General features: G+C 71.8%; 13 protein-coding genes. 7 read left to right on the top strand and 6 right to left on the bottom strand.

Annotated features, from left to right (window positions below; genetic code table 11):
- The first annotated feature begins 79 nt into the window (after positions 1-79).
- Genes WJM95_RS30015 through WJM95_RS30005 form a run of 3 tightly spaced genes read left to right on the top strand, consistent with a single transcriptional unit; the run spans position 80 to position 3,542 of the window.
- Complete coding sequence (locus WJM95_RS30015) at positions 80-1,756, top strand: FAD-dependent oxidoreductase (protein WP_339133388.1); 1,677 nt, start codon at positions 80-82, stop codon at positions 1,754-1,756.
- On the top strand, positions 1,753-3,195 hold the full coding sequence (locus WJM95_RS30010; protein ID WP_339133386.1) for an ATP-binding protein: 1,443 nt from the start codon (positions 1,753-1,755) through the stop codon (positions 3,193-3,195). The genes WJM95_RS30015 and WJM95_RS30010 overlap by 4 nt, the downstream gene beginning before the upstream one ends.
- Positions 3,192-3,542 (top strand): UBP-type zinc finger domain-containing protein, encoded by a 351-nt coding sequence (locus WJM95_RS30005; protein ID WP_339133384.1) that lies wholly within the window; start codon positions 3,192-3,194, stop codon positions 3,540-3,542. Before WJM95_RS30010 ends, WJM95_RS30005 begins: the two co-directional genes overlap by 4 nt.
- Positions 3,543-3,564: 22 nt before the next feature.
- On the opposite strand, the gene WJM95_RS30000 is transcribed toward WJM95_RS30005, so the two are convergent.
- Positions 3,565-4,056 (bottom strand): VOC family protein, encoded by a 492-nt coding sequence (locus WJM95_RS30000; protein WP_339133382.1) that lies wholly within the window; start codon positions 4,054-4,056, stop codon positions 3,565-3,567.
- Positions 4,057-4,207: 151 nt separating this feature from the next.
- Between WJM95_RS30000 and WJM95_RS29995 the strand changes: the two genes are divergently transcribed.
- The gene (locus WJM95_RS29995; protein WP_037617573.1) at positions 4,208-4,423 is read left to right on the top strand and encodes a hypothetical protein; all 216 of its coding nucleotides are present in this window, start codon (positions 4,208-4,210) and stop codon (positions 4,421-4,423) included.
- A gap of 82 nt (positions 4,424-4,505) precedes the next feature.
- Here WJM95_RS29995 and WJM95_RS29990 read toward each other — a convergent pair whose 3' ends face one another.
- Entirely contained in the window at positions 4,506-4,973 is a 468-nt protein-coding gene (locus WJM95_RS29990; RefSeq protein ID WP_339133377.1) for a hypothetical protein, read from the bottom strand.
- 109 nt (positions 4,974-5,082) lie between these two features.
- Positions 5,083-6,564, bottom strand: a complete 1,482-nt coding sequence (locus WJM95_RS29985) for a serine hydrolase domain-containing protein (RefSeq protein WP_339133375.1) — start codon at positions 6,562-6,564, stop codon at positions 5,083-5,085.
- Between the two features lie 280 nt (positions 6,565-6,844).
- Here WJM95_RS29985 and WJM95_RS29980 point away from each other — a divergent pair, with 280 nt between their 5' ends.
- The gene (locus WJM95_RS29980; RefSeq protein ID WP_339133373.1) at positions 6,845-8,491 is read left to right on the top strand and encodes a serine/threonine protein kinase; all 1,647 of its coding nucleotides are present in this window, start codon (positions 6,845-6,847) and stop codon (positions 8,489-8,491) included.
- A 24-nt stretch (positions 8,492-8,515) separates the two neighbouring features.
- On the opposite strand, the gene tgmB is transcribed toward WJM95_RS29980, so the two are convergent.
- Both tgmB and tgmA read right to left on the bottom strand, forming a co-directional pair.
- On the bottom strand, positions 8,516-9,469 hold the full coding sequence (tgmB, locus tag WJM95_RS29975; protein ID WP_339133371.1) for an ATP-grasp ribosomal peptide maturase: 954 nt from the start codon (positions 9,467-9,469) through the stop codon (positions 8,516-8,518).
- A gap of 14 nt (positions 9,470-9,483) precedes the next feature.
- On the bottom strand, positions 9,484-9,675 hold the full coding sequence (gene tgmA / locus WJM95_RS29970; RefSeq protein WP_037617579.1) for a putative ATP-grasp-modified RiPP: 192 nt from the start codon (positions 9,673-9,675) through the stop codon (positions 9,484-9,486).
- Positions 9,676-9,928: 253 nt separating this feature from the next.
- Between tgmA and WJM95_RS29965 the strand changes: the two genes are divergently transcribed.
- Positions 9,929-10,957, top strand: a complete 1,029-nt coding sequence (locus WJM95_RS29965; protein WP_339133366.1) for a hypothetical protein — start codon at positions 9,929-9,931, stop codon at positions 10,955-10,957.
- Between the two features lie 207 nt (positions 10,958-11,164).
- Positions 11,165-11,743: a DUF2238 domain-containing protein gene (locus WJM95_RS29960; RefSeq protein WP_339135942.1), complete on the top strand. Its 579-nt coding sequence runs from the start codon at positions 11,165-11,167 to the stop codon at positions 11,741-11,743.
- A gap of 199 nt (positions 11,744-11,942) precedes the next feature.
- Here WJM95_RS29960 and WJM95_RS29955 read toward each other — a convergent pair whose 3' ends face one another.
- On the bottom strand, positions 11,943-12,926 hold the full coding sequence (locus tag WJM95_RS29955) for an aldo/keto reductase (protein ID WP_339133364.1): 984 nt from the start codon (positions 12,924-12,926) through the stop codon (positions 11,943-11,945).
- Positions 12,927-12,955 lie beyond the last annotated feature (29 nt).

Below are 12,955 nucleotides of genomic sequence, written 5' to 3'. Positions count from 1 at the left end.
TTGGCTCTGTATCCGCCCCGGGGCGCCCTCGGCGTCCACCGGGCCGGGACGCAACTGACCTGCTCGGGGTGGGAGAGGTATGACCCAGGCCGCCAGTCCGGCGCGGACCGTCATTCTGACCGTCGACGACGACCCCGGGGTGTCGCGGGCCGTCGCCCGTGACCTCCGGCGCCGCTACGGCGAGGGCCACCGGATCGTGCGCGCGGAGTCCGGGGAGGCCGCCCTCGACGCCCTGCGCGAGCTGAAGCTGCGCGGCGACCAGGTGGCGGTGATCCTCGCCGACTACCGGATGCCGCAGATGAACGGCATCGAGTTCCTGGAACAGGCCCTCGACGTGTATCCGGGCGCCCGCCGGGTGCTGCTCACCGCGTACGCGGACACGAACGCGGCGATCGACGCGATCAACGTGATCGACCTCGACCACTACCTCCTCAAGCCCTGGGACCCTCCGGAGGAGAAGCTCTACCCGGTCGTCGACGACCTCCTGGACGCCTGGCGGGTCAGCGACTACCGGCCGGTGGGCGCGTGCAAGGTGGTCGGGCACCGCTGGTCGGCGCGCTCGTCGGGCGTCAGGGAGTTCCTGGCCCGCAACCAGGTGCCCTACCGGTGGTACTCGTCCGACACCCCCGAGGGCAAGCGGCTGCTGAGCGCGGCCGGGCAGGACGGTGAGCGGCTGCCGCTGGTGGTCACCCCGGACGGCACCCCGCTCGTGGAGCCCGAGGACCCGGAGATCGCGGCGCACGTGGGGCTCGCCACGACCCCCACCTCGGAGTTCTACGACCTCGTCGTCATCGGCGGCGGCCCGGCCGGGCTCGGGGCGGCCGTGTACGGCGCGTCCGAGGGGCTGCGCACCGTGCTGGTGGAGCGGTCCGCGACCGGCGGACAGGCGGGCCAGAGTTCCCGGATCGAGAACTACCTCGGCTTCCCGGACGGGGTCTCCGGGGGCCAGCTCACCGACCGGGCGCGGCGCCAGGCGGCGAAGTTCGGCGCCGAGATCCTCACCGCGCGTGAGGTGACGGGACTGGAGGTCACCGGGGCCTCGCGCACCATCCGCTTCTCCGACGGCTCCGCGATCTCCGCGCACGCGGTGATCCTCGCGACCGGGGTCTCCTACCGCCAGCTCCAGGCGCCCGGTCTGGCCGAGCTGACCGGCTGCGGTGTCTTCTACGGCTCGGCGCTGACCGAGGCCGCCGCCTGCCAGGGCCACGACGTGTACATCGTGGGCGGCGCGAACTCGGCCGGCCAGGCGGCGATGTACCTGGCCCGGGGCGCCAAGTCCGTCACCATCCTGGTGCGCGGCTCCTCGCTTTCCGCCTCCATGTCGCACTATCTGATCGAGCAGATCGCCGACGCGCCGAACATCTCGGTGCGCACCGGCACGGTCGTGGACTCCGCGCACGGCGACGGCCACCTGGAGCAGCTGACCCTGCGCGATGTGGAGAGCGGCCACACCGAACTCGTCGACGCGCAGTGGATGTTCGTCTTCATCGGCGCGGCCCCGCTCACCGACTGGCTGGAGGGCACGGTCCTGCGGGACGCCCGGGGATTCATCGTCGCGGGTCCGGACATGACACCCGACGGGCAGCCTCCGCACGGCTGGGAGCTGGACCGGCCTCCGTACCACCTGGAAACCAATGTGCCCGGCGTGTTCGTGGCCGGGGACGCGCGCGCCGAGTCGGCGAAGCGGGTCGCGTCCGCGGTCGGAGAGGGAGCCATGGCCGTCATGCTCGTCCACCGTTATCTGGAGCAGTCGTGAGCGGGCGGCCGGTGCCGTGCGACGCGGCCGAACTGAGCACGCTGTTCCTGTTCGAGAAGCTCGACTCCGAGCAGCTCGACCGGCTGTGCAGGGAGGGCCGGACCGAGCAGTTCGACCCCGGTCCCGTGTACACCGAGGGCGATCCCGCCACCTGCTTCTACGTGCTCCTGGAGGGCACGGTCGTGATGTCCCGCCGGGTCGGCGCGGACGACGTGGAGATCAGCCGCACCTCGCAGCGCGGGGTGTACGCGGGCGCGATGCAGGCGTACCTCAGCGCCCCGGGCGACGCGCAGTACAAGGGCTCGATGCGGGTCACCGAGCCGTCCCGGTTCTTCGTCCTGCCCGCCGCGACGTTCTCGGCCATCCTGCGGGACTGGTTCCCGATGGCCGTCCATCTGCTGGAGGGCATGTTCTTCGGCAGCCAGAACACCCAGCGCACGATCGGGCAGCGCGAGCGGCTGCTGGCGCTCGGCTCGCTGTCGGCCGGGCTCACGCACGAGCTCAACAACCCGGCCGCGGCGGCCGTGCGGGCCACCTCCGCGCTGCGCGACCGGGTGGCCCACATGCGGCAGAAGCTCGGGATGATCGCCTCGGGGCCGTACGCGCGCGACGCGCTGGAGACGCTGGTGGAGATCCAGGAGCGGACGGCCGAGCAGGTCGCCAAGGCCACCCCGCTGAGCCCGCTGGAGGCCTCCGACCGGGAGGACGCGCTGGCCGACTGGCTCGACGACCACGAGATCGCGGGCGGCTGGCAGCTGGCGCCGACCTTCGTGCAGGCCGGTCTGGACACGGACTGGCTGGACCAGGTCGCGGCGGCCGTGGACGGGCCGACCCTCGAAGGCGCGGTCCGGTGGCTGAACTACACGGTCGAGACCGAACTCCTGATGAACGAGATCGAGGACTCCACCACCCGGATCTCGCACCTCGTGGACGCGGCCAAGCAGTACTCGCAGATGGACCGCGCGCCCTACCAGGTCTCCGACGTGCACGAACTGCTCGACAGCACCCTGATGATGCTCGCCGGGAAGATGGGCTCCGGCATCAAGGTCGTCAAGGAGTACGACCGTACGCTGCCCCGGATCCCCGCCTTCCCGGGCGAGCTGAACCAGGTGTGGACGAACCTCATCGACAACGCCGCCTCGGCGATGGCCGGCGAGGGGACGCTGACGGTGCGCACCGCGCTCGACGGGGACCATGTGCTCGTCGAGTTCCGCGACACGGGCCCCGGCGTGCCCGAGGAGATCCGCGACCGCATCTTCGACCCGTTCTTCACCACCAAGCCGGTGGGCGAGGGCACCGGTCTGGGCCTGGACATCTCCTGGCGGATCGTCGTGAACAAGCATCACGGCAGTCTGATGGTGCAGTCCGTGCCCGGCGACACCCGCTTCCAGGTGCGTCTCCCCCTGACCGCCGCGGATTCCTCCGAGGAGCCGTCATGACCACACCGAACGGAATCGACCCGTCCGTACCGCCGAGCGGCACCGGCTGCACCGAGTGCGACGCCGCCGGCGGCTGGTGGGTCCATCTGCGGCGCTGCGCCCAGTGCGGGCACGTCGGCTGCTGCGACGACTCCCCGGCCAAGCACGCCACGGCGCACGCGCGGGGCACCGGGCACCCGATCATCCAGAGCTTCGAGCCGGGCGAGGACTGGTTTTGGGACTACGACACCTCGGAGCTGTACGAGGCCGGTCCCGCGCTCGCTCCGCCGGTGAGCCACCCGCTGGACCAGCCCGCGCCCGGCCCGGCCGGGCGTGTTCCGGCGAACTGGGCCGAGACCCTGCGCTGAGGCCCCGGCCGCTCCCGCGGGTTCAGAGGACCTTGTTGCCGTACATCTCGCCGAGCGGATCGGCGAGCAGTTCGATCCGGGCGCCGTCGGGGTCACGGAAGTAGATCGAGGTGCCGCTCTCTTCCATGTACTCGACCCCGGCGGCGTCGAGCCGCTCGCGCAGTTCGCGCCAGGTGCCGGGGTCGACGGAGATGGCGAGGTGGTGCAGTCCGCCGAGGACCTCCGCGTAGGGGCCGAGGTCGAGGCCGGGGAAGTCGAAGAACGCGATCAGGTTGCCGTTGCCGAGGTCGAAGAAGAAGTGGGTCGAGCCCTTGTAGTCCCGGTTCTCGATCATCTCGGTGAGCGGGAAGCCGAGGACGCCCTGGTAGAACCGTACGGTCCGCTCCACGTCCGCGGAGAGCAGCGCGACATGGTGCACGCCGCGGGCCGTGCTGGGCGGCCGCTCCGTCTTCAGATGGGCGTCCCTGATCCGCTGACGCTCCGCCTCGATCGCCTGCTCGTCCGTCGCACTCATCGAAAGCTCCTCACCCGGAGAACCCGCTACGCGTTCCGTACCGCATACAACCACTCTCACACCGTCCTGCGACCGGTGTCCGCCCGTGTCCGTCCGCCCGTGTCCGCCCCGCCGGGATGCGCGGCGGGGCGCGAAGGACGATCCTGGATACATGTCCGGACGGGCTCCTTTGGTTGTGCATCCGGCCCTGGATACCAGCGGCCGTGAGGTGACCGCGCGCGGTGAGAACCTCGGCGTGGCGTTCTCCGACGAGGATCTCCTGGAGTTCCTCGGCCGGGCCGGACTCCCGGACGCCGAGGATCTGCTGGACGACCCGGCCTGGGTGAAGTGGCGCGGAGGACAGGCGCACTTCTACGGGACCGGGTGACCGACGCGGATCTCCTGCGGGCCGGGTGACCGGACCGATTCTCGGGCGTGCCCCTGAGGCCGGGCCCCGCGAGCGGTGACGTCTACTCCCCCACCGGTGGCGCGAGCACGGCGAGGGTCCCGTTGGCCTGCCGCAGCGCCAGCTCCAGGGGCAGTGCGGGGTGCAGCGCACCCGTCCCGTCCGGCGGCACGATCCACTCCAGCGGTCCCGCCGAGCGGTACGGCGGCGGTACGGCGATCCACGAGCCCCTGCCGAGATGGCGCAGCCCCGACCCCTCCCACCTGCTCTCGGGGTCGGGCGGCAGGAAGAAGCCCACCCGCCGTGCGGCGCAGTCGACGAGGGTGGGCCCCGGTACCCGGAGCGGTTCGGACCACAGGATGTCGAGGGCGAGCAGGCCGAGTTGCTCGGGCACGCTCAGCACGTCCCAGTAGCGTCCGGCTTCCAGGAGCACACCGCCCGTGCCCTGGTCCCACTGGCGTTTGCACGCCCTCGGATTCGTGGCGGCCGCCGCGAGCCATTCCACGCTCCGCGTCCACATCAGGTTCGTCATGCATCACCCCGGAGATGGTTCCCTCCGCCCGTCGGGCGCGCGGGCGGGGCGGGTCGAAGGCCCGCCGCGCCCCGTCAGGACCTCGGCATATGCATGGTGGTGGATATCTCTACGTGGCGGAAGGGGTGGCGAGGTGTGGCGTTTTCCGGGGACCGGTTGACGGCGCCCGCAGGGAGTCCAGGGAACGGGCGTGGAGCGGGGTCGTGTGCCAGCGGGCCGTGAAGGTGCCGCCAGGAAGGGCGCACTCCACGGTCAGCCGGTGCGGGGTCTCCAGGAAGATCACGTCGATCCGAAGGGTGCCCGGGGCGGTCCAGCCCCCGCCGACCGCCATCGGCGTCGGACCGGGATCGACGCTCCAGTCCGGTCCTTCGAGCCGCAGTTCGAGCCGCCGCTCCCCCTCGACCAGGGTGACGCGGGTGTCCTTGCCCGCCTCGGCGACGAGCACGCCCGTCAGTGTCCTGTGGGCCGCGCAGACGCCGCCCGCGGGCGTGAACTCCGCCCGCGCCCAGGCTTCCGTGTGCTCCGGAGGCTCGGCAGCGGCCTCCACCGGGGGCAGGGCGAGCCGGGAGAGCCGTCGGCTCAGCGCCTCGTCGCGCTCGTCCGCGTCGGGCAGGGGCACCGTCCCGAACGCGGGCAGCAGATGGCGCCACATCAGGTTCAGCAGTTCCTGCATCCGGTCGGTCGCCGCGGTCGTGACGATCACGGCGTCGTGTTCGGGCAGGACGACGCAGAACTGTCCGAAGGCCCCGTCCCCGCGGTATCCGTGCCGTCCGCGCCAGAACTGGAGTCCGTAGCCCTGCTGCCAGTCCGAACGGGCGCCCTCGGGGCTGCCGTCGGCGTTCGGCACGTGCACCCGGGTCGCCTCGGCGATCCAGGAGGCCGGCAGGAGCCTGCGCCCCTCCCAGACGCCTTCGTCCAGATACAGCTGCCCGAGCCGGGCGACGGCGTCGGTCGCGGCGTGCAGCCCGCTGAAGCCGATCTCCCGGCCGGCCCGGTTGCGTGTCCAGGCGGTCTCCCCGATGCCCAGCGGGTCGAACAGGCGGGGCCGCAGATAGTCGGTCAGCGACACCCCGGTCACACGCTGGAGGATCGAAGCGAGGGTGTAGGTGGCGGACTGGTTGTAGGCGAAGACCGTGCCGGGCTCACGGTCCGGCGGGATCAGCAGGAAGCCGCGTACCGCCTCCGTGCGGTCGGTCCGCATCGCGTCGGCCCAGGTCTCGGCGAGATGACCGCTCGCCATGGCGGCGACGTGCCGGACGAGCATCGCGCGGCTGCGCGGATCGGTGATGTCGGCCTCGAACTCGGGAAAGTACGAGATCACCGTGCGGTCGAGGTCCAACAGGCCCTCGCCCACGGCGAATCCGGCGGCCGTCGAGGTGAAGCTCTTGCTGAGCGAGTAGAGCAGCTGGACGCGTTCGGGGGTGTACGGCGCCCACCAGCCGGAGGCGACCAGGTGTCCGTGGCGCAGGATCATCAGACTGTGCGGTTCGATGTCCGGGTCCGCCTCGACGGCGTCGAGGAAGGCGGTGATGCCCGAGGCGTCGACCCCCTGCTCTGCGGGCGGGCTGACGGGCAGCGGTCGGGCACTCATACGAACGGCCTCCGGATGGCTCGGGCGGTGGGGACGGCGGAACACGGCGGACGGCGAGCATTGTGTGCATCTGGCATCTTTCCCGGGCCGCTCTCCGGTGTCGAGGTGCCGAGAGCGGGTGAACCGGCGGGAAACACCGGCCCGCGTTGTTCGTACGCGCGCGCGACGACACCGCGCCCGGGTAAAAACACACATCTCCAACCGTCTCCCGTTGAACACTCTTCGTCACGTCCCGCGTACTTCTGGGAAAGGCGGTGCCGGTAGACGACGAGGGATGACGATGGCCAAGGCGCAAGACTCCCCGGGCGAGTTGATTGCCGGGAGATACCGGCTGCTCGACGTCTTCCTGCGCGAGGAGGGCCGGGCCCTGTGGCACGGCGAGGACACCGCCTTCGGACGGCCCGTCGTCCTGACCCGGTCACGCGCCGCCGACCACCCGGGCGAGGAGAAACCGGAGCCCGCGGCCGACCGGATCCTCCGCACGGCGGGGATCCTCGGTCCCGCCTGTCACGGAGGAGTGGCCGCGGTCCTGGACGTGGCCGAGGAGCCCGGGTTCGTGTGGACGGTCACGGAGCGGCCCCCGGGCGCCCCTCTGGCCGAACTCCTCGGGAACGGTCCCCTCGATCATGTGCGCGCCGCCGCGATCGGGCTCGGCGCCCTCGACGTCCTCACCTCGGCCCACCGGGAGGGCGTCGTGCACGGCGAACTCGGCCCGAGCCAGGTGTGGGCCGACGAGCACGGCACCGTCACCGTCACCGGCTTCGGGCTGAAGCCGGCCGCCGCCGCTCCCCGCGTCACCGCTCCCTCGTACGCCTCCCCCGAACAGGCCCGCGGTGAGGCGACCACGCCCGCCGCGGACCTCTGGACGCTGGGCGCGATGATGTACGCGCTGGTCGAGGGGCGGCCGCTCGTGCAGGACCGGGGCGACCCGGAGGCCACGCTCCGGGCCGTCGACCGTCTGCCGGTCAGGCCGCCGCGGAGCGCGGGCCCGCTCGCTCCCGCCATCCTGGGCCTGCTGCGCTGGGACCCGGTGGAGCGGGTGCCCGAGGCCGTGGTGCGCGAGGCGCTGACGCGCATCCTGCGGCAGAACTTCGAGGAGGTCACGCCCCCGGAGCCGCTGCCCGACCTCCTCGGCCCGGCCGGGGACCACCGCGAGGGCGGCGGCGAGGACGAGGGCTCGGAGGGGGGACGCGCCGGACGCGGCCGGGGAAACCTGCCGGCGGCCCGGCCGCTGCTGCTGGGCGCGGCCCTCACCCTCGCGGTCGCCGCCGTCGGGACGGCCGTCCTGATGGGCGGGCTGCCGGGCGGGAGCGACGCCGCGGCGTCCGGGCCCGCCCCGTCACGGGCCGCCACCGGGACACCGACGACGGCCCCCACCGCCTCGGCCGCGCCCACCGGCCGGACGCCCACGGCGTCCTCGAAGCCGTCCCCCTCCCCTTCGCGCACCTCCGCTACGACGCTGCCGTCCGGCTTCTCCCTCTACCGGGCGCCGCAGGGGTTCGCGGTCGCCCTGCCGCTGGGCTGGAAGCCGGTGGAGACGCAGTCCTCGGACGACCTCGCCTACCGCGTGACCTTCGGGGCGAGCGGCGATCCGCGCACCCTGGCCGTCACCTACAGCACCCAGCTGGGTCCCGACCCGGTCGCCGTCTGGAGCGCCCTGGAGCCGAACCTCCGTGCCGTGTCCACCGGTTACGAACGGGTGGGCGCCATCCAGCCGGTGACCTACCGCGGCCTGAAGGGCGCCGACATGGAGTGGTACTCCGTGTCCGGGGGCGTGCGGATGCGCACCCTCGGCCGGGGGTTCCTCATCGGCGGTCACCGGGGCTTCTCGCTGCGCTGGACGACTCCGGCGGACGACTGGGACAGCGCCGCGAACCGGCGGGCGCTGAAGGTCTTCTTCGACTCCTTCCGGACGGGCGTGGGGTGACCGGCCGTTCACCGAGTGCTCATGTCAGTGTCCTTCCGGGATGCGCAGGCCCGGCCTTCGCTGCGCCAGCCACACGGCGACCTCGTCGGCGATGGGCTGTCCCGTCTCCAGCTCGATGAAGCCGAACTGGCCTCCCTGGTTGCACTCCAGGAACCACCAGATGCCGTCCGCGTCCTCGGCGAAGTCGAAAGCCGCGTAGGCGAGTCCGGTGAAGGCGAGATAGTCGTGGACCGAGCGGGCGATGCCCTGGGGCACCGGTGTGGGTTCCCAGCCGTTCTCCGTCTCACCGAACCGGCCGTCGACCTGCCCCGGCTCGGCGGCCTTGCGGGCGGCGAACAGCCGGGTCCCGATCCCGGTGAGCCGGATGTCGGCGCGTTTGGGGATGTAGCGCTGGAGCAGCGCGGGACCGGCCGCCACTCCGGAGAAGTCCGTGCCGGGTCCGACCAGTGTGGTGGGCAGGGCCGCCGGAGGCTGGCCCGGCGGCGGCCCGGAGGCCGATTTCACCACCACGTCCCCGTGTTCCTGGACGAACTGCTGAGCCACCCGGGGAGCGGTCGTGATGACGGTGGGCGGCACGGCGAATCTGCTGGTGTGGGCCACCCGCAGCTGCCAGGGCTTGTGCCGGGCCTGTTCGGCGCGGCGCGGGTGGTTCATCCAGCGGGTCGAGGCGGAGTAGAGCATGCCGAACAGGGCCTGCCTGGTCTCGGCGGTGAGCCAGGCCGAGGGTTCGGCGGCATGGGCCGCCGGCTCGCCCGGTCTGCGCACCCACACGGAGCGCAGGCCCCCCATGCTGAGCACATGGCCGTTGACCGACAGATAGCCGTCGAAGTCGCCGTGGGCGTAGTCGGCTGACAGCACCGCCTTGCCGGGCAGGTCGGCGGGATCGAGGCGCACCATGGGCACGCCCCGATCGTGCAGTCGCGCGACCACCATGTCGGCGGTGACGTCCTGTTCGGCCGTGAGTATGAGAACCGTCATGCGCGCGGCATCCGTCAGTCGTCGAAGTGCGTCTGGGAACCGGCGGTCGACGTCGTGGTGCCGGTCGCCATCAGCAGCGCGCGATCACTGACGGCCGGTCTGCCGTCCGGCAGCACGTTCAGTTGCAGGGACACGTCGAAGTGGTACGGGGGTATTGCGGCCGACTGCCCTGACGGCCGGGCGTAGTTGAGAGTGAACGGTCGCACGAAAGATCCTCCCGCGGTCGCGCGATGGCCAATACACACCCGTACGTGACACGGCCGTAAGGAATTCATCACTTTCTGCCACATCGGGGTGAAGGTCATCACATCGCGTCGTTTCTGAGCTTGCACATTTCGGATTTACTGGGGTGTCCGCTTGGTTCGCGGTCTCCGCGTGTCTCCTTGATTCCACGCAGACCTTAGGCCATAGCTTCATCCTCTGTGACATCAACGCCCCACCATCCCAGGAGAGTTCCCGGTGACCGCAGCCATCACCTCGTCCGAAGAATCCGCCGTACGGGCCGACGCGCAGGCCCTCGTCGCACGCGACGCACGGGACTTCGGCGCCTACGCACGCAACGGCGGCTGGGCCTTCGCGCTCAAGGTGGCGCGCAGCGTCCGCCCCGGCGGGCAGTCCGCGGACGAGACGGAGAAGGTGTCCGCGAAGGAGTTCGCGGAGCTGGCCGGATGCTCGCCGGAGCGGGTGATGCGCTACTACAAGGCCTGGGACAGGGCCGCGGACGACGGACTGGTTCCCCATTTCGAGACCCTGATGCCCGGCGCGGACGTCGAACTCCCGGACGGGGACGGCTGGTCGGCCTACTACGCCTCACGTTCGAGCGCCGCGTCCGAGCGCGGCGCCGCCATCTCGGAGGCGGCCGAGGCCGAGGGAATCCGCCCCACCAAGGCCCTGGAGGTGGCCGAGAACCCGACCGCGCTGCGGGCCGCGATCCTCGCCGACCCCTCCACGGCGAAGGCCGCGCGGGCCGCCCTGCTCGACCGCGTGAAGGAAGACCCGGCGCTCCAGACCGAGTTGGCCCGTGACATCGCCCGCACGGACGAACTGAAGAAGGCGGTCGCCACCGAGAACAGGGCGGCCGACCGCATCGGCTATGTGCGCCAGATCGCGGAGAAGGGGCAGATCAGGACGCCGGCCGGGCAGACCCTCGACGCCCCGGCCGAGCTGCGTTCCGAGGCCGAGCGGCATCTGTCCCTCCTCGACGAGCTCGACGAGGGCGAGGACGCGGGCGAGTGGGCCACGGAGGCGTACGACACGATGAAGAACCTCGTCGTCGAGACGGTGGAGGCCGACCCCGAACTGCGCGTCCAGGAACGCCGGACGAAGTTCTACAGCAGCCTCCAGAAGGCCACGAAGGTGTTCGAGGAGCTGACCTTCGACGACGCCGACGACATCTACGAGGACGACATGGTGCAGCGCCTGGAGGAGCTCCAGCAGGCGATCGGCACGGCCATCGCGGCACTGCGCGGGGCGGCCGGACGAGAGTGAGCCCGCCGGACGGATGTGCGAGGGCCCGGCTGAGTACCCGTACTCATGTCACCGCCCACGGGGTGCACCACGATGGGGCCCACCTGGACCAAGGAGGCCGCCATGCCCGGATCAGCCCTCGCACCGCACGGCCGGATCCACACGCCCTCGAAGCGCGCCCCGGGCGGGGCCCTTCCGGCCGCGCTCCTCGCGGTGGTCGTCGCGGGCATGGCACTCTCCGCGTGGCACGCCAAGGACGGGACGACCTGGCTGCTGGAGACCGTGTGGGTGCTGGTCGGGCTGCCGCTGGTGGTACTCGGCAGACGGCGGTTCCCGCTGACGAGCCTGCTGTACTGCCTGCTCGCGGCGCACGCGCTGGTGCTCGCGGTGGGCGGCCACTACACGTACGCGCAGGTGCCGTTGGGCGACTGGGTGCGCGACACGTTCGGGCTCGACCGCAATCCGTACGACCGGTTCGGGCATCTCATGCAGGGCTTCGTACCGGCCGTCCTGGTGCGGGAGGTGCTGAGCAGGACGTCACCGCTGCGCGGAAGCAGGTGGCTGGCTCCGCTCACGGTGTGCGCGTGCCTCGCCTTCAGCGCCCTGTTCGAGATGTTCGAGTGGGCGGCAGCCGTGATCGGCGGCCATGGCGCCGACGCCTTCCTGGCCACCCAGGGCGATGTGTGGGACACCCAGTGGGACATGTTCTGCGCCCTGATCGGCGCGACCGTCTCGGTGCTGGTGCTCGGCCGGGTGCACGACCGGCAGCTCGACGCGCTCGCGGCGCCGCGGCCCTCCGGGAACTGAGGGCCGTCGGCGCCGCGGGACGGCGGGGGCACGGTGAGGACCGGACGACGCGGGCACGGCGGGGCCGGACGGCCTGGGTCCAGCGGGGGGCCGGACGGCGCGGGATCCGGCGAGGGGGCCGGACGGCGTGGGGTCCGGTGGGGGCCGGACGGCCTGGGTCCGTTGGGGGGGGGCCGGACGGCGCGGGTCCGGCCCGCTGTCACCAGCGGCTCTCGACCTGCTCCTTGATCCGGCGGTCGTAGAGCTCGTCGATGGCGTCCAGCGTCGCGCGGGACAGCTCCGGCAGCTTCGCGGCCTCCGCGTTGGCGTGGGCCTGCTGGGGCGACCTGGCTCCGGGGATGACCGTGGTCACGCCGGGCTGCGCGATGATCCACCGCAGCGCCAGCTGGGCCGGCGTGTACCCCTCGGGAGCCAGGGCGGAGAACTCGGCCGCGGCCTCGACGCCCGTCGCGAAGTCGACACCGGAGAAGGTCTCGCCCTGGTCGAAGGCCTCGCCGTGGCGGTTGTACGTCCGGTGGTCGTCGGCGGCGAAGACGGTGTCCTTGGTGTACTTGCCGGAGAGCAGCCCGGAGGCCAGCGGCACGCGCGCGATGATGCCGACGCCCGCCTCCCGGGCGGCCGGCAGCACCTGGCGCAGGGGCTTCATACGGAAGGGGTTGAGGATGATCTGGACGCTCGCCACGTTCGGGCGGGCGATGGCGGCCAGGGCCTCGTCACAGGTCTCGACGCTCACGCCGTACGCCGCGATCCGCTCCTCCTCGACCATCGTGTCGAGGGCGTCGTACACCGCGTCCGAGGAGTAGACGGAGGTCGGCGGACAGTGCAGCTGCACCAGGTCGAGGCGGTCGACGCCGAGGTTGCGGCGTGAACGGTCGTTCCAGGCACGGAAGTTGTCCAGGACGTAGTTCTCCGGGACCTGGTCGGCACGGCGGCCCATCTTGGTGGCGACCATGACGTGCAGGTCCGGCCGCCCGCGCAGGAAGCCCGCGATGGTCTCCTCGCTCCGCCCGTCGCCGTACACGTCGGCGGTGTCGAAGAAGGTCACTCCCGACTCGGCCGCCGTCTCCAGCACGGCCAAGGCGTCCTTGTCGCTCACGTCGCCCCAGTCGGCTCCCAGTTGCCAGGTGCCGAGACCGATGACGGAAGCATGCTGGCCCGACCTGTCGAATGCGCGCTCGTCCATGGCGCCAGTCTGCCACCTCCCCCGGACCG

The organism is Streptomyces sp. f51, assembly GCF_037940415.1.
Lineage (GTDB): Bacteria > Actinomycetota > Actinomycetes > Streptomycetales > Streptomycetaceae > Streptomyces.
The sequence above is the reverse complement of the archived record's forward strand: the minus strand, read 5'-3'. Positions and strand labels throughout refer to the sequence as shown.